The sequence below is a fragment of the Arsukibacterium sp. genome (assembly GCF_041616895.1).
Classification (GTDB): domain Bacteria; phylum Pseudomonadota; class Gammaproteobacteria; order Enterobacterales; family Alteromonadaceae; genus Alishewanella.
This window is the reverse complement of the sequence record NZ_JBFJPY010000004.1, coordinates 46,315-64,506: the sequence shown is the minus strand read 5'-3', so window position 1 is coordinate 64,506 and position 18,192 is coordinate 46,315. Positions and strand designations below refer to the sequence as shown.

General features: G+C 48.7%; 12 protein-coding genes. All 12 read right to left on the bottom strand.

What is annotated here, in order from left to right; genetic code table 11:
- Positions 1–1,608, bottom strand: coding sequence for a diguanylate cyclase (locus ABY802_RS01675; RefSeq protein WP_372625271.1), 1,608 nt, complete (start codon positions 1,606–1,608; stop codon positions 1–3).
- Entirely contained in the window at positions 1,605–3,095 is a 1,491-nt protein-coding gene (locus ABY802_RS01670; protein WP_372625270.1) for a bifunctional UDP-sugar hydrolase/5'-nucleotidase, read from the bottom strand. Before ABY802_RS01670 ends, ABY802_RS01675 begins: the two co-directional genes overlap by 4 nt.
- Positions 3,096–3,291: 196 nt before the next feature.
- Complete coding sequence (locus ABY802_RS01665; RefSeq protein ID WP_372625269.1) at positions 3,292–4,968, bottom strand: S8 family serine peptidase; 1,677 nt, start codon at positions 4,966–4,968, stop codon at positions 3,292–3,294.
- Between the two features lie 308 nt (positions 4,969–5,276).
- Entirely contained in the window at positions 5,277–6,800 is a 1,524-nt protein-coding gene (gene lnt / locus ABY802_RS01660) for an apolipoprotein N-acyltransferase (protein WP_372625268.1), read from the bottom strand.
- 50 nt (positions 6,801–6,850) lie between these two features.
- Positions 6,851–7,729 carry an HlyC/CorC family transporter gene (locus ABY802_RS01655; protein ID WP_372625267.1) on the bottom strand — a complete coding sequence of 293 codons (879 nt, stop codon included), beginning with the start codon at positions 7,727–7,729 and terminating at the stop codon, positions 6,851–6,853.
- Between the two features lie 33 nt (positions 7,730–7,762).
- The gene (ybeY, locus tag ABY802_RS01650) at positions 7,763–8,224 is read right to left on the bottom strand and encodes an rRNA maturation RNase YbeY (RefSeq protein WP_372625266.1); all 462 of its coding nucleotides are present in this window, start codon (positions 8,222–8,224) and stop codon (positions 7,763–7,765) included.
- On the bottom strand, positions 8,224–9,228 hold the full coding sequence (locus ABY802_RS01645) for a PhoH family protein (protein ID WP_372625265.1): 1,005 nt from the start codon (positions 9,226–9,228) through the stop codon (positions 8,224–8,226). The genes ybeY and ABY802_RS01645 overlap by 1 nt, the downstream gene beginning before the upstream one ends.
- Before the next feature lie 25 nt (positions 9,229–9,253).
- Positions 9,254–10,678, bottom strand: a complete 1,425-nt coding sequence (gene miaB, locus ABY802_RS01640) for a tRNA (N6-isopentenyl adenosine(37)-C2)-methylthiotransferase MiaB (protein WP_372625264.1) — start codon at positions 10,676–10,678, stop codon at positions 9,254–9,256.
- A gap of 134 nt (positions 10,679–10,812) precedes the next feature.
- Entirely contained in the window at positions 10,813–11,661 is an 849-nt protein-coding gene (locus ABY802_RS01635; protein WP_372625263.1) for a DMT family transporter, read from the bottom strand.
- Positions 11,662–11,788: 127 nt separating this feature from the next.
- Complete coding sequence (locus ABY802_RS01630; RefSeq protein ID WP_372625262.1) at positions 11,789–16,345, bottom strand: EAL domain-containing protein; 4,557 nt, start codon at positions 16,343–16,345, stop codon at positions 11,789–11,791.
- Positions 16,346–16,477: 132 nt separating this feature from the next.
- Entirely contained in the window at positions 16,478–17,443 is a 966-nt protein-coding gene (locus tag ABY802_RS01625; RefSeq protein WP_372625261.1) for a cobalamin biosynthesis protein, read from the bottom strand.
- Positions 17,440–18,153: a 5'-methylthioadenosine/S-adenosylhomocysteine nucleosidase gene (gene mtnN, locus ABY802_RS01620; protein ID WP_372625260.1), complete on the bottom strand. Its 714-nt coding sequence runs from the start codon at positions 18,151–18,153 to the stop codon at positions 17,440–17,442. The genes ABY802_RS01625 and mtnN overlap by 4 nt, the downstream gene beginning before the upstream one ends.
- Positions 18,154–18,192 lie beyond the last annotated feature (39 nt).

Below are 18,192 nucleotides of genomic sequence, written 5' to 3'. Positions count from 1 at the left end.
CTATAACATGACGGTGCAGTTTCTGCCCTGATTTTTTGCCTGATACAAGGCTTTGTCAGCCTGATTAAGCAAGACTTTGTCACTGATGTCCTGGCCCACTTTCAGGCAGGCGATACCCAGGCTGATCGTAACAAAGCCCGCTGTGGGACTGGCCTGGTGGGGCAGCATTAAGGCTAATACTTCCAGGCGTAGTTGTTCCGCCATAATAAACGCTTGCTCCGGGCTGGTATTAGGCAGCACGCAGGCAAATTCTTCTCCACCATAACGGGCCACCAGATCGACCTGACGCTGTAAGGTGGTAGCGAGGGTGTTCGCTATCGCTTTTAAGGTGTCGTCACCAGCAAGATGACCATAGCTGTCGTTAAACGCTTTAAAGTCGTCAACGTCTAACAGGATCACTGCCAGAGGCTGCTTCATTCGTTTGGCCATTGCCACACTACTGTGTAAATGCGTGTCGAAGTGGCGGCGATTAGCAATGCCGGTAAGGCCATCCGTTAAAGACTGGCGCTCTAATGCCGTTTGCTGAGCCGTCACCGTATTACTGTACTGGTTAAAAGAGCGGGCGATCTCAGCAATTTCATCGTTGCTGCGGAACAAACGATCGTCCTCTGCAAAGCCACTACCAGCCTGAACTTTCTCATTCAGTAATTTTAAACGCTTAATTACCCGCTTCTGGGTATAAAACATAATAGTCAGCAGTAACAGTATCGCGGCCAATGCCAGGGCGGCACTAAACTGGTTTTGCCGGGCCAGTGAATTAGAAGATTGCTGGCTTAACTGCATTAGCGATGCCGCGGACTGATAAGCATTAAGTTCGGTCTCGCTGGCGTAATCTGTTACCAGACTGCGTAAAAAGTTTGCCTTGCCGGTGGCTCTGGCGATATTGCTCAGCTCTGCCTCCCGTAACGCCAGGATCCCTTGCTCATTCAGCAACGCATCCAGCAGTTGCTCATGCAGCACCTGTGCGGCTGGTTGTGCGGTGGCGCTCAACTCATTAAGCATTATTTTGTTGCTTGCCAAAGCCATATTCAGTTCTTTCCGACTTTGGCGCAGGTTATATAAGCGGTCAATGCTATACAGGGCGGTAATATCGCGCAATAACCCTGAATAGTGGAGCAGCCAGGGCTGATTGGCAGTCAATTGCTGACTTTGTTGTTGCAGCTGTTTCAACTTATCCAGCCAGTTGCGGCTTTGCTGCTGCAAAACCAGACGCTCAGCAATCAGCATGTCTAACGATCGAGCCTCATCTGCAATCAGTTGCAGCCGTTGTTGCTGATACTGATGTTGAACATACTGTTGATGATCAAGACTACTGATCTGAACAATAATCTGCCGTATCTGCTGTGACGCTCTGTCCCTGGCTGCCTGGCTGACCGCATTGCGTAACAGTTCCGACTGCAGGTGAAGCGCCTTTACTTTATCGTGCACCTGGCTGGCTTCCAGTACAGCAGGAACGGCTTGCTCCGCCACTTTACTGACAATTTGCTGCGCCTGGTGCAGGCGATGGTAAAACAACAAACTGAGTAAAACAAACAGCAGCAGGATCAGCAATAACGAGGCGAATAATAACCTGGCGCTGGAATAATAACGTTTAGTAGCTGAACTCATGGTTTACCCTGCTGGCTGATATCTTGCAGCCGGCCTTCTGTTTCCAGTTTAATGCTCTGCTGATTTTTAATCGCGGCGGCAACAATGTCTGCAATGTTTCGATCGCTGGGGTTAAAGAAATTCAGTTTGCTGCGTTTTTCCAAAGTTTCAAATCCATCGCCGCCCTCGGCCAGATACTCCAAGGTAGCAACGTTATACATTTTAGTGCTGACAACGGGGTCGCCGTTAACCAACAGTTTTATAACCCGGCTACCCGCTGGGGCGGTGCTATCGAACAGCAGAGTAAAACCGGAGACTTGCAAAAAGTATCCGCGTTGGTTGTCTAAGCCACTGAGCCCATGTTCAAAAATACTGACTAAATCCTGGCCACTCAGTTGCAGCAGCACGGGTGTATTTCGAAAAGGTAACTCGGCCAGAATATCGCCGCGGGTAAGTAAGGTACCCGCCGGGTAATCTTTCACCCCACGAATTGTGCCGCTGTTGAAAAACGCCAGTTGGGCATCGGTGTAGTTTTTCAGGGTATCGGCTACAAAATTGGCAAAAGCATTCTCTCTGTTGCGCACGTCATCCCGGCGGGTGGTAAAGTTTAGCTCGGTCCGTCCCAAGGGTTCCTGTAACAATAGTTGTAAACGCTGAGTGTGGGTGGCAATTTTTCTGGCGATATCCGGCTCTGCTGGTAACGTTGTCAGCTCAATGTAAGTGGACGTCAGGTTCTCCAGCTGATGATCAGCTTGAAGGTCTGCTTCAACGATGATAGCCTGATTAAGTTGCTGTTGCAGAATAATATTTGGCTGGTTGGGCAGCAGTTGCTTACCATCATAATTATTGCGAAATGCTAGGCCAATAGTACCTTTCTCCAGCAAGCGGGGTAAGAAATCCAGCTCGATAGTGTGCATTAATACCACCAGGTTAGCACCCTGCGCTTTAAGTTTCGCTGCCTGCAAGGCGATAGCTTGCTCGGCCGGTGTTACCTGTAATCTATCGAGCGCGTATTGCTGAATAACATAGGGTGCAACCAGCGCTATCACTCCCAGCTTAATGTCAGCTTGCTGCACCAGAATACTGTCTACCAGACCATCAAGGTTACCCTCAGTCATCGGATCATACAGGTTGCTTAGTACGAGCGGGAAAGCTGCTTCATAGGCCCGTTGTGACAGCTCTTCCGACAAATAGACAAAATCGCGGTGCGAAACCGCCATAGCGTCAGGCGCTAAACTATTGAGAATATCGATAATATGGGCACCGCGGTCAAAAAAGCCGAGGGGGCTTGGGCCAATACTACCGCCGCCAAACAAAAAAAAAGTAGGCGTATTTTTGTTGCGAGTTTGCTGTAACAACGTTGCCAGTTGCGAGAAGTTGGCCTGGGAGTGATTCACTTCTGCCAGTTCAGCAGCATAGATTATGGTGAATTCAGACTCAGCGCGGCTGAATAGCAGTGGGTTGCTTAGCAATAATACCAGCAGCACTAACCTGAACAAAACGGTCATAAGTGGTTAATTTCACCTGAAACTCAGCTTTAGCATTCAGTCTAATAGATCTGCTGGCGATGAGCAAAACAAAGTAAAAGCCGGAGTTAGTCTGGCCAGTTGTCTGAAAAGAAAAGGGCGGAGTAACGGACAGATGTTGCCAGGTTGGCGCGAATAAAAAGCCGGCATTACGCCGGCTATGTAGTAGGTTAATAAATTAACCACATTTTCTTGGGCCGCCTTTACATGGCGTCGGTTCTGGATCAGTACCACCGCCACCGCCACCGCCACCAACTGTGCCGGTACAGCCATTTGCTGTCAGGTAGTCATAAGCCGCTTTTGCTTTAACAATACCGTAGCCGAAGTAAACGTCCTTGCCCGCTGCGCCTGCATCTTGTGCCGTCGCTTTTAAAGCGTTACGAATTTCAGTGCCGCTGCAGCTTGGGAAGTTAGACCAGACCAGCGCCGCTACACCGGAGACAGCAGGTGTTGCCATCGACGTGCCGCTCATATAACCATAATCGCTGGCTGAAGATGAAATAGTAATGTTAGCAGCACCGACCAGGTTGCTACGTGACTCTAAAGCTGCACCGTATGACGGGATATTAGCTGCGCCGGTAACGTCCATATAAACCGGGCCTTCGCCAGCAACGTTGTTAATGACAATTGCGCCGATACCACCAGAGTTTGCACAGTTATTAATTTTGTCAGCAAACGATATGACACCACGATCAATCGTACAGATTTTACCGTTTGCACCAGCATCAGTCGTTTGAGCGGTACCCATATGGTAAGTCGCGTTGTTCAGAGAGCCGGTGTTATCAGAAGGTGCGGCAGCAAAACCAACACCGTCAGCAACTGCTGTCACCATTGAAGTGCCGCCTGCAGGGTAGGTTGATAAGGTATCCACACCGCCCGCAGAGGCTTCTACACAGAAACCGTCATTAGTAGTGGTGGTGGCCGTTTTGCCACGACCAGACGTTACTGTACAAGATGGATACTGCGAGAAAGTAGCGATGTTATTATTGGCATCGTTAGCACCGATCATCATTACCGAAGCATAACCTGCCGGGTAAGAGCGGGTGGTATTACCGTCGTTACCTGCCGCTGCCAGCACTAAGCCACCATTGTTGGTAAAGGTGTTAAAAGCGTTTTCTTCGGTACTGTTGGCACCGCCACCGCCTAAACTCATACTAATAATCTTCGCACCATTCTGAGCACACAAGTTGGCAGCATGGGCTAAGTCTGACGAGTAAGCCCAGCCAGCGGCATTAAATACTTTAATAATATGCATCGGGTTACCTGGCGCCATGCCGATGACACCGATACCATTATCGGCAGCAGCAATGGTACCTGCAACGTGGGTACCGTGCGGGCCACCGTCACGGAACCAGTCGCCTGACCGGGAATCACTGGTGCCAGTAATGTTTGACCAGTCGAAATCGTTATTGCCACCACCGGTCTCTCCGGTATCGCGGGCAATGCCTGAGTCGATAACACAAACCTTTTTGGCATTACCTAAGTTCAAGCCAACCTGATTGGCCTGCGACTGATAAACGGCATAAGGGGTTAATTGCTGGGTTGCCGGATTACCGGCATCATCGTTGAACAGTGCCATAGCATGGCGTTTAACATCAGCCTCAACCAGTTTAATATGAGGGTTATTTAGCAGGCCTTTAATTTCACTTAATGATTTACCGCTAAATTGCGCGGCGATAAAACCATCAGCGTCAACTTTAATTTCGCCACCAAGCTGTTTAGCAAGCGCTTTAACAACGCCTTTCTTGCTGTTATCAACCTGAATAATAACTCTGTCAGATGCGGCAGCAGCGGTGGTAACACCCATTGCCAGCAAAGTAGCGGTAGCTATAGTGGATAATTTATTTAGTTTCATTCAAATACTTCCTTTGGATTTATCAGTCGTTGCAGCTGATTTTTTGTAAACTGTCGCGCTCTGTCGGCGCTTTAACGCATTGCTTTATAATTCAACACCACTTTGTTTTGCCACAGAACAACAAGCAAAGCAAACAGTAAATGTCAGCTTTCCGAAAACAGCCGTTAAGTGTGATTACTGTGAAATTAATTGGTTTCACAAATGTAACTGAATGTAATGAATAGGTTTTAGTTTCTTTTAAAGGTAAAAATGCTAGTACTTTACTGATGAAGGCAGCTTGGTAGAACGCGGGTTGGTAGAACGCGGGATCAGGCCGAGGTTTGGCGAAAACGAAGGCCCATTAAGGTGCCAAGCAGCACTAAGCCAACAATGATAGCCAGCGGCCAGTCACCAACACGACTGTACCAGGTGCGGCCAGTGCTTAGGGTTACGGTATCAGATAGTACGGCCTCTTTAAATTGAGGCAGCTGTCTGGCAATGGTGCCGTCGGGTTTAATGGATGCGGTGATGCCATTGTTTGTTGCACGCAGTAGCGGCCGGCCAAACTCTCGGGCCCGCATCTGAGCTATTTGCAAATGCTGGTGGGGGCCGATACTGTCGCCAAACCAGGCATCGTTGCTGACCGTCAGAATAATATCGGTGTCAGTGGTAAAGTTGGCGCGTATTTGGCGCGGAAACGCAATTTCAAAGCAAATGGCACTTAACAGCTGATAATCATTCGCCAGTAAATTAGGCTGCACGTAATTGCCGCGGGTAAAGGAGCTCATGGGTAAATCAAAAATGGGCGCCAGATGACGCAGCCATTGCTCAAATGGAACAAATTCGCCAATCGGCAATAAATGGTGTTTGCTAAAACGGTTAGCATGGCCATAAAAGTACTGGCCTTCTGTCGCAGCCGCCGTGTCTTTGCCAAGCACGATTAAATTGTTCCAGGCTTGCCCGGTTGCAAGGTTATAGTCCAGGATCCCGGTGATCAGTGCGGCATCGTTGTAAAAAGCGGCTTTATTTAAATTATCCAGAAAAGCATCGGCCATCGGTTCCAGTTGCGGGATGGCCGCTTCTGGCCAGATCACGATATCGGCTGCGGCGAAATGCGGCCGGGTCAGATCCAGATATTTGAGCATGGTTGGCCACTCCTGCTCAGGTTGCCAACGTAAATCCTGCTTAATATTACCTTGCACCATCACAATATTGACGCTGTCGCTCTGGTAATTCCAGCCTTTGAACTGTTGCAGCAAAGGGGCGCTTAACATGATGAGCCCTGCTAATACGGCCGGACCAACTCGCTGTAATACCGGGCCGCTCTGATACAGACAGACTAATGCTGCCGCGCTGGCTGCCAGGATAAAGCTGATACCGGTTTCGCCGATTAATGGCGCAAAGTCCGCTAAGCCGGCGCTAGTCTGGCTGTAGCCCAGAGATAACCATGGAAAACCGGTAAGCAGGGTGCTGCGCAACCATTCAACGCTAACCCAGAGCGCGGCAAAAATTAATACACCAACACTATTTTCATTGTGCCGTTTTAGCGTAAACCAGTATGTAAGCAGCGTCGCAAGTGCCGGGAATAACGCCAGATAGCTAACCAGTAATGCCATTAAACCCAGGCTGGCAATCAGTGGTAAGCCACCAAACTGATCAATACTGACATGCACCCAGCTAATACCGACACCAAACCAGCCAACACCATAGAAAAAGCCGGCAAGCAGCGCCTGGCGCCACTGACTGGCCCGACTTAGCAGCAATACTAAGATTGCCAGGGTGAAAAAAGGCAGCCACCATAGTGTGAAGGGCGCAAACGCCAGGGTATTCAGCGCCCCGGCGCCGGTTAGCAACAGTGCAGCCGCGACCGATTTAAGCTTGCTGGTAGTTTGGGTGACGGTAGTTATGATCCGTTATCCTCAGTGGCAACACTCTGTTTGGCTTTAATTACCTGAAGCTGCAATAGGCGCCGACTGTTAGCTTTACTGACTTTAAAAGTCAGATCACCCAGCTGAATACTTTCGCCCCGTTCAGGCATATGACCAAACGCATGCAGCACGATACCACCAATGGTATCGGCATCTTCCTCGTCAAAACCAGTGCCAAAGCTCTCGTTGAATTCATCCAGCGGCGTAAGAGCACTTACCTGAAATACGCGGGATGCCATTTTTTTAATATCGTTGTCTTCTTCGTCGTCGTGTTCATCTTCAATTTCGCCGACAATTTGTTCCAGAATATCTTCAATGGTGACCAGGCCCGATACGCCGCCATATTCATCAACCACTATCGCCATATGGTAGCGTTTTTGCCGAAACTCTTTGAGTAATGCATCTACTCGCTTACTCTCGGGAATAATGACTGCCGGGCGCAAAAACTCGCCGATATGCCAGTCCGTCTGATTAGGATCCAAAGCATATTGCAATAAATCCTTAACCAGTAAAATACCTTCAACGTGATCTTTGTCTTCGTTGACGACCGGATAACGGCTGTGGTTATTTTCAAGTAAGATAGGTAGGAAAGCGCTGACCGGTTGTTCTATATCGATGGTTGCCATTTGCGAGCGTGGCACCATAATGTCACGGGCCCGCATTTTTGATACATCCAGCACGCCCTGCAGCATGCTTTTGGTGTCACTATCGATAAGCTCGCCTCTGGCCGCTTCGCTTATGATATCTTCCAGGTCTGATATATCCTGTGGCTCTGCACTAAAAATACTGGCGATACGATCTAACCAGGTTTTGCCGGCAGAACCGCGGCTAGAGTGGGGGTTGTCGTCACTCATTCGTGAACTTATGCTCCATTAGTAATAAGAAACCTAGTTATCATCCAATAAATAGGGATTATTGATGCCAAGACCGGCCAAAATTTGAATTTCTTCTGCTTCCATCTCTGCGGCATCGTCGTCATTTATATGGTCAAATCCCAATAAATGCAAGCAACCGTGCACAACCAGATGGGCCCAGTGGTCGTTCAGGGTTTTATGTTGTGCCACCGCTTCAGCATGCACTACCGGGGCGCAGATCACCAGATCGCCAAGTAGCGGCAGCTCAAGTCCAGGTGGGGCCTGAAAAGGAAAGCTCAGTACATTGGTTGGTTTATCTTTGCTGCGATATTGCAGATTAAGCTGCTGGCTCTCTGGACTATCGACAATTCGGACGGTAACCTCAGCCTCGTCCTGAAAAGGTTGCACTGCAGCGTTAAGCCAGCGTTGAAAGTCGGCTTGCTCAGGAAGATTGGCAGCAGCACTGGCGAGTTGCAGATCAAGGATGATGCTCATTATTCGGCGGTGTTCCTAAGCTTTTCAGCTTCATGGCTTTCATATGCCTGAACAATACGCTGGACGATCGGATGTCGTACCACATCTTTGGCATTAAAAAAGTTAAAGCTGATCTCAGCGACCTCGCTTAGCACATCAATCGCATGTTTTAAACCTGAATACTGGCCGCGGGGTAAGTCAACCTGCGTAATGTCACCGGTTATCACCGCTTTGGCACTGAAACCAATCCGGGTTAAAAACATTTTCATCTGCTCTGTCGTGGTATTCTGGCTTTCATCAAGAATAATAAAGGCATCGTTCAGGGTACGGCCGCGCATGTAAGCCAGCGGCGCAATCTCTATTACTCCACGTTCCAGATACTTTTCCACTTTTTCAAAGCCAAGCATCTCAAACAACGCATCGTATAAAGGGCGCAGGTAAGGGTCGACTTTCTGGGCCAAATCACCCGGTAAGAAACCGAGTTTTTCACCTGCTTCCACGGCAGGGCGGGTTAACACGATGCGTTTTACCAAACCGCTTTCCAGCGCATCAACGGCACAGGCTACCGCCAGATAAGTTTTGCCGGTTCCCGCCGGGCCGATACCAAAACATACATCATGCCGAAGCACATTGGCCACATAGCTGGCCTGATTCGGGTTGCGGGCTTTCACTAAACCTTTTTTAGTTTTCAGGCTGAAATCGCCGCTACTGCCATGATCGTTCTGATACTGAATATCAAAGTTTTCACTGATGGTCAGATGCACCTGCTCCGGGGTAATGGCTTGCGCCTGTTGCTTATTACCGCGGGTAAGTTGGAATAGCTGGCGCAGAATATCTGCGGCTGCGGCAACATTAACATCCGGTCCGGCAACTTTGAACAGGTTATCCCGATAGTTGATATCAACCAGCAAACGCCGTTCAATATGTTTTAAGTTATCGTCATAAGGGCCGCACAACAGGCTTAATCTGTTATTGTCGGCCGGTTCCAGTACCAATTCAGTTACATTCAGGTTGTCAGTGTTCAATAGTGCACTCGCGGTTAAGGCCGGTTCACGGCGTAAAAGTGGTTACACCTAAAGGATCCGCTTTAGGTTGTCTGGCTAAGATCTGGGCTGGCGCAATTTCCCGGCGCAGGCCCATTTCAGTTTCGGTGCGCAGTAAATCACCGCGCAATGAATTACTGAAAACGTCGGTAATTTTTACGTCGACAAACTGGCCAATCATCTCTGGCGAACCTTCAAAATTAACGACCCGGTTGTTTTCAGTTCGGCCGGTCAATTCCATAATATTCTTTTTTGATGGCCCTTCAACCAGGATCCGCTGCTCCGTACCCAACATGTTACGGGCAATTTTCAGTGCCTGCTGATTAATTCTGTCCTGGAGAATATATAAACGCTGTTTTTTGGTGTCGTCGCTGACATCATCTGGCAAATCTGCCGCTGGTGTACCCGGACGTGCGCTGTAAATAAAGCTGAAGCTCATATCAAAGCCAATTGCCTGGATCAGATCCATAGTGGCCTGAAAGTCAGTATCGTCTTCACCGGGAAAACCAATAATAAAATCCGATGACATGCTTAAATTTGGCCGGATTTTTTTCAGCTTACGAATTTGTGCTTTGTATTCCAGTGCCGTGTGGCCACGCTTCATTAAATTTAAAATACGATCTGAGCCTGACTGCACCGGTAAATGTAAATGATCAACAAGTTCCGGCACGTCACGATACACTTCAATAATATCGTCGCTAAATTCAATCGGGTGCGAAGTGGTGTACCGGATCCGGTCAATACCATCAATCGCGGCCACTAAACGCAGCAATTCTGAGAAGTGGCAAATATTGCCATCATGAGTGTCACCGCGATAGCCATTAACGTTCTGGCCCAGCAGGTTAACTTCCCGCACGCCCTGTGCTGCCAGTTGGGCTACTTCGAAGAGTACGTCGTCTAACGGCCGGCTAACTTCCTCACCACGGGTGTAGGGCACAACACAAAAGGTACAGTATTTCGAGCAGCCTTCCATAATCGAGACAAAGGCCGTCGGGCCTTCTGCTTTAGGTTCAGGCAGTCGGTCAAATTTCTCTATTTCAGGAAATGATACATCCACTACCGGCGAATGAGAGCCTTTAACGGCGTTAATCATTTCTGGCAGGCGGTGCAGGGTTTGCGGCCCAAATACAATATCAACAAAGGGAGCACGTTCGCGAATGGCTTTCCCTTCCTGTGAGGCGACACAGCCGCCAACCCCGATGATTAGATCCGGATTTTTTTCTTTTAATGGACGCCAGCGACCCAGTTGATGAAACACTTTTTCCTGTGCTTTCTCCCGGATGGAGCAGGTATTAAGCAGAATAACATCTGCATCTTCTGCTTCGTCGGTCAGGGTGTAGCCATGTGTTGCATCCAGCAGGTCTGCCATTTTTGAAGAGTCATACTCATTCATTTGGCAGCCCCAGGTTTTAATGTGCAGTTTTTTGCCCATTGGTGGTCGTTACCTGTGTTGTCGCGTCTGAAAAAGGGAGCGTATTTTAGCCTGTTCGGCGCCACAGTGCCAGCGTCCTTGGCAAAAGCTTTGTACTACGCCATTTTACTTGGTACCGCGCTGTACCGCTGCACCTAAAACAGGCGCTGGCGGGTGGTAACGTAGCCAGCATAAAAAATGATAATTACCCCAGCCAGCCAGCTTAGGGTTACCGGCTCTTGCCAGAATAAATAACCAAAAGCACCGGCAAACAGCACGCTGCTGTAGGTCCACATGCCGATATCACTGGCTGGAGCAACGGCAAAGGCACTGGTCATGGCCAGTTGACCAACTGCGGCGAGCATGCCCATTGCCGCAAACGCCAGCCACACCTCGCTGCCAAGAGGTTGCCAGTAAAAAGGTACCGGTATGGCAGAGAGCACGGCAGTCAGCAGGGAAAAATAAAAGACGATGCGCACCGCCGATTCAGTGCTGGCCATGGCCCTGATGGTGGTTTTGGTAATGGCGACTAAAAATGCCGCAAATAGCGCCAGTAATAACACCATATTTAAACTGGGATCCGGGCTTGGTAGGGCCAGAATAACGCCGACAAAGCCAAGGACAATGCCAAAACGGGTAATACGGCTTGGCCGCTCATTCAGCCAGAAACGTGCCAGTATTGGCACGATAAAAGGGGATAACATAATCACCATCATGGCCTGGGCCAGTGGTAATTGTGATAGCACATAAAAGAAGCAGTACATGGAAACCAGGCCTGTTAGTGCCCGGCTTACATGCAAGTACCAACGCTGAGTTTTCAGCATGGCAAAGCCATGCCGGTATAAAAATGGCAGCATCAGTAGCAGCGCAAACAGGTTACGAAAAAACACAATTTGCACTTCGCTGGCCATGTCGCTACTGTATTTCACCACGGCACCAATACCGGCAAAGCAGGCTTCAGCCAGCAGTAACAGCAGGGCGCCTTTGAGCAGGTGAGGTTGCATAACAATCCTGGCAGCGGGGTGATTTGGCTGCGCATTATAGCAGGCCTGTACCGGGGCAAACGAGTCGCCAGCACATTTTGGTCGCAGCAAGCTGCCAGCTTATCTGATCAGGCACTATCGCTTCGGGTTATTGCTGCTGCCAAAACGGCGGGATCTCTGCTGCTGGCAAGGGTTTTGAGAAAAAGTAGCCCTGAATTAAGCTGCACTGGCGCTCGGTGAAAAAGGCCAGTTGCTCAGAGGTCTCAACCCCCTCGGCGATACAATACATGCCCAGGCTGCTCGCCATACTCAGCATGGCATCGATAATGGTCTCGTCGCTTTTATCGATGCCAATGTCACTGACAAAACTTCGATCAATTTTTATCGCATCTATCGGCAGTTGCTTTAAGTATTTTAACGAAGAGTAGCCGGTGCCAAAATCATCCAGTGCTAACTGAATGCCCAGGGCACTTAATGCCAGCATGGTTTCAATGGCGCTTTGCTGATCATTCATCAGAGCGCTTTCTGTTACTTCAAAGCGCAGACAACTGGCTGGGATCCCGTATTTATGCAGCAATGCTGAAGTGTGACTGGCCAGATTACTTTGTTCCAGATGCTGTGGTGACAAATTAACCGACAAATAAATATCGATACCATCCTGGCGCCATTGGCTTAAATCGGCCAGCGCCCGTTCCAGTAATTGCTGTGTCATGCTAACAATCAAGCGTAACTCTTCTGCCAGCGGAATAAAATCGACGGGGGAGACCACCCCGTCAGCACTTTGCCAGCGCATCAGCACTTCAGCCCCAACCATTTGTTGTTTGCTGCTGTCGACAATGGGCTGATACACATTGAAAAACTCGTTATTTTGGTGCGCTTTACGTAGCCGGGTTTCGCGTGCCAGCTGCATATGCGCTTTTTCGTTCATTTCGGTGGTAAAAAACTGGAAGTTATTCCGACCTGCTTCTTTGGCGTGATACATGGCCACGTCAGCGTGTTTCAGCAGTTCCTGCGCAGTCAGTGCATCATCCGGGTATAAAGCAATGCCTATACTGGGCGAAACGCCAACGGTATGCGGCCCCAGCTGCATTGGTTCGCTAACCACGGATAACATTTTGCGTGCCACCATACTGACGTTTTCACCGCGACGATACCCTTCGAGCAACACCACAAATTCGTCGCCGCCAAGCCGCGCCACGGTATCCCGCTCCCGTAACGACAAGCCAAGCCGCCTGGCGACTTCTTTTAGCAGTAAATCGCCAATATCGTGGCCCAGTGAGTCATTAACCTGTTTAAATTTATCTAAGTCGATAAAACATAATGCCAGCGCCTTTTTCTCACGTCGGGATTGCTCCATTGCGTGTAATATCCGGTCCATTAGCAGCGCCCGGTTTGGTAAGCCGGTTAACGCATCATAATTGGCCAGGTAGCGCAGTTCTTCTTCCGCCATTTTCTGGGCGGTAATATCGGTAAACACCAGCACGTAAAACGCGACCTGTTGCTGCTCACCAATGGCACTGATATTAATCAGGGTAGGGCGTTCGCGACCATCTGGGGTTATAACCTGTTCTTCACCCTGCCAATGCGCGCCGGCGGTTAATTCTTGCAGCAACTTCGTATAAAAGCGCCGGCGTACCAAGCTAATCCCCAGATGGTGAGTGCGAGGGTTATCAAGGTACTGTTCGACACTGCCAAACGCCACAGAGAATGACTGATTTGCGGCAATGACCCGTTGCTTACAGTCTAAGATAACCACCCAATCGCGGGTTTGCTGAAACGCTTCGCCGAACAGTTTCGCTTTTTCCATATTGGCCCGGGTTTCGGTAATGTTGCTGTAAGTACCACTAACCCTGATCACCTGCTGATTGCTATCGAGCGCCGTCGCCCGGCCCTGATCGCGAAACCACAGCCACTGGCCATTTTTGTGCTTTAAACGGTAAGTGAGATCAAAACTAGCATCGGGATGTTGCAAAAAACGTTGCCATTGTTGCTGATAGTTTTCGCGATCTTCCGGATGAATAAGGGATTGATGCTGTTGCAGGGTAATCGTATTCATCTGCTCGCTATAGCCCAGCATCAATTGCATTCTGGAGCCATATAAGCTGTTTTTGTCCTCATGCCATTCAAAAGCGCCGCTATTGACAGAAGCCAGCGCCTGCTTTAACCGTTGTTCGCTGGTTGACACCTCCTGATGGGCTTCACTGATAATTCGCTGCTGCTCACGGCGCAGTCGATACAGATGATAAAATAATGCCAGGCCAATAATGGCATAAAATGTCAGCGCCCATGGCGAGCGCCAGGGCGCTGGCTTAATTTTCAGATTAACCGAGACAATGTCACTTTCTTTGCCGGTATAAGGAGCAATGGCGACAACATGAAAGCGATAATCGCCGCTGCGAAGCCTCGGGAAAACCACGTTATTGGCTTTTTGCTCCGGGTAGTTCAGCTTGTCAGACCCTTCCAGCCAGAAGCGGTAGCGCATTTTATGGTTATCCCGAAAATGCATGGCGCTAAATTGTAATTGAATACCGAGGTCGTCGTGATCAAGTTGAAATACTTTTTTGTTCAGTATGCCGCTCTGGTTTTTAAAATCACCACTAAGCACATTGATGTCAGTAATATTTACCTTGGGTAACGGCTCACTAATGGCCAGTTTAGCGGGGTCAACCAGCGTAACACCGCGCATGCTGCCAAAAGCTATTCTGCCATCAGCCAGTCTGGCAGATGCGTCGCCGTTGTATTCATGCACTCGTAAACCATCTGTTTTGGTAAAGTGCTCTATTTGCAAGGTATCAGGTTGCAGTCTACTCAGGCCGCTATGCGAGGAAAACCAGATATTACCCGCCTGATCTTTTTGCAGCGCATATACTTGTTGCGCCATTAATTTGTCGTTAACGGTAAAATGGTGTTTAAGCGTTAGTGATTCGCTGTCAAAACCGAGTAAACCAACACTATTTATTCCTACCCACAGGATGCCGTAATCATCGACTACCATGCTATCAGCATATCGATATACTTCGGGGCGGTAGTTGCTGGTTTGGTAGAACAAACTTATTTTATTCAGGCGGCTATTGTAAATCCACAGTTGATCGGAGGCAGCTACCAACAACTCATCAGGTTTGCCGGGTAAAGCACCAACAATGCCGGCATAATAATACAATGGCATTTGCTGGAATATCTCCAGCTCGGAAATCATGCCTGTCGCGGGTGTGTAACGATATATTTTATCTTCAAAATAGAAATATAACCGAGTCTGACCCTGATGATTTTCAACGTTGTAGAAGTTATACCCTAATAATTTACGCAGAGTTTCGTCAGCGACGGGTAACGGTAGTAATTCATTGCTTCGGGTATCGAATAAATTTAAGCCGGTGGACGAGACAAACCATAACCAGTTGGGGTTGTTTGGGTCTAAAAAAAGCTGCTCTACTGTACCAGGATGCCAAACTGCTTTGGGATCAGCAGACACAAAATAGCTGCTGGTCGCACCGGTAACCACATTAATTTTATTCAGACCATTGCTGGTACCCAGCCATAAGTTATTACTATCAGCTTCTGCTGCCATTTGATAGATTTTATCATTACTAAGTTGCTCGCCCAAACTGCTCTGACGGCTTAAATGCTCAAACGCCAAAGAGCGCGGATGCCAGTAGTAAGCTCCGTCGTCACGCGAAGCCAACCAAAACCCGCCAAAGTCATCTGCAGCTATATCTCTGATATTATCGTCAAAAATGCCAAGATTACTGTCGCTAAATCGCAGTAGAAACTGCAGGGTGTTATCGTCATTATTATAAGTAAAGAGCCCTTGCTCGGTGGCAACCAAAGCTTCGTTGCCCTGCCATAACATTTGCCAGATATTATAATCGGCAATGTGTAACTTGGTGTTTGCAGGCGTTGCAGTGTTATCAGCGCCTGTTGCAGCTGCTGTCAGGCTGGTTAAGGCTATGCTGTATAACCCCTCAACCGTACCAATAAATAGACGATCAGCATGTAAATGCAAATATTTGACATTAAGTTGATCTTTACCGACGGTTTGCTTATCAAGGAAAGGGATGGCCCGATGTTCGCCGCTACTGAGATTGTATTGAATAAGGCCATTACTGGTACCAATTAACAGGTACTGGCCATTAAGTAGCAAGGTTCGGGGAATATCATCTTTACCAAGGTATTCTTGTAAACTAATTAGCAGGCTGCTCTGACCGGTATCTTTATTCAGGCGATAGACTTCATCATTCATTGCAAACAGCAGGTGCTGTGCATCTTCATCAAGCAGGTAGTGAATGTAGAAATTCTGGGTGGTTTCTTTATTGTTGGTGATAGCCTTAAAAAGATTAAAGTGACTATTATTATCATCGTATAAATAGATGCCAATGGTCTCAGCGGCGGCCCAAATTCTGCCTTGCTGATCTTCTATTACCTTAGTAAAGCTCACATCATCCAGATTATGCTCGGCGGCTGTGATCCGGTTAACTTTATTAGCATCAAAGCGGTTAATGCCACCCTGAGTGGCAACCCATAAAAAACCATTGCTGTCGATCATCAGGTCAAACACGGTGCTTTGCGATAAGCCCTGATCCGGGGTAAGAGGCTGCAAAAGAGCAACTTTTGCCACGCTTGGGCTAGAAAAGATCAACAACAGGCCAAACATCAGCGTTCTGGCAAAGAACCTGATATGTTCAGACAACAGATCAACTCTGAATATCACGTAATCTCTCCAACCCGGCAGCTTTATATCATTATTAGTGCTACAGCCATTTTGCTGTGACAGACCTTATACCGACACTACCCGCATTGTCTAGTGCGCAGTGTCAGGAGCAGAGTATATAACCTATCTTATTTATGTCATTAATAATATGCTGGCGATATATAAAGCTAACATACTGCTAAACAAAATAATTAACGCGGTTTGTTGGGCGTTTATCAGCATGATAACCCGTAAAATGTCTTTGCCGGTCGGTTCTGCGCCATTCCCAAGGCGCTGTCTGGGTGTTTTCAGCGCCGCATAATACGCCGGACCACCCAGTTTAACACCAAGCGCGGCGGCTCCTGCCGCCAGCAATAGGCGGCTGGGCCAGTAGAAAAAAAGCGTGTCGGCCTGACGATAATTACGCCAGGCTGAGCGAATCCCGGTTTGGATGGCTAGCAATGATGTCGAAATAATCAGTCCGGGCGCTAATGCCAGCTGATAACAGCGCGCGGCGGTGCGACCAAAGTAGCGATAATGAGGGAGTTTGTAGTTCCACTGACGTGCGGCAGTTTGTAGCAGAGTATAGGCCAGAACCAGTAAACCACCTCCTGCTAAAAACCAGAATAACGTGGCGACCAGGTTGGCAGCTTGTTGCTGCAACAGGCTTTCAATACAGGCTTTACTTAAGCCCATTGCCGATAAATTCCCCCGGTCACGCAGCAGTAAGGGCGCAGCTTGCTCTCTGGCCAGGGTAAGCTGCTGGCGTTGCAAACTATTCGCCACAGCTGTCCCTTGCTGCAGACTAAGCCGGCTACCCAGACAGAAATACAAAATAATGGCATCTAATACTAATGGCAGTTCTGATAGCAGATAGAATCCATAGGTGATAGCCAGGGGCAGCAGCACCACCAGCAGTAGTGCCAGGGTGCCGGATAACTGCTGCTGAAAGCTACTGCGGGTGATATCCGGGTGCACTTTTTTAGCCAGACGTTGCAGTATGATGGCAAACGCGTTAAACGGTGCCCTGCTGCCCGGCAATACCATCAGCCGGCTTAGCAGTAGCGCGACTAACGCTATGCTTGGCCAGGCTGGCAGGGCTTCAAGCCAGGGTATCATTGTAAGCTTACGTTGCTCAGCTGAGTTAACAACGCGACTACCATCGCTGAACTGTTTTTCGAGGCAACTTCGAGATAGGCATCAAACGATATCGGTGACTCTTTGCCAGCAATATCGCTAAGACTTCTAATCACCACAAAAGGGGTATTTAGCATATGACACACCTGGGCAATCGCAGCCCCTTCCATTTCCACTGCAAGCATCGTAGGGAAGCGCTCACGAGTTTGCGCTATCCGCTCTGGGTCACACATAAAGCTGTCGCCAGTGGTAATGAGGCCGCTCTTGGTATTACAAAACCCTAAACTGCTAATGGTCTGTTCTGCGGCACTTACCAGTTTTGGGTGGGCAAGATAAGCTGCTGGCATTTGTGGTACCTGACCATACTCGTAACCAAACGCCGTCACGTCGACATCATGATGGCGCACTTCAGTGCCAATGGCGATATCGCCAACATTCAGCTCAGGATCAAAGCCACCTGCCGAACCGGTATTGATAATGCAATCAGGCTGAAAGTGATCAATAAGTAAGGTCGTCGCCACGGCCGCCGCCACTTTACCAATCCCGGATTGGACAATTACGGTCTCGTTGCCTGCCAAGTTACCGCGATAAAATACGTAGTTGCCAATTTGTTCGGTTGTTACCTTACTCAATTGCTGTTTCAGTAAAGCAACTTCCGGCTCCATTGCACCGATAATACCAAAGCGTTTCATAATAGGGCCTCTACACTTAAAAGCGCTAGTATAAAGGCC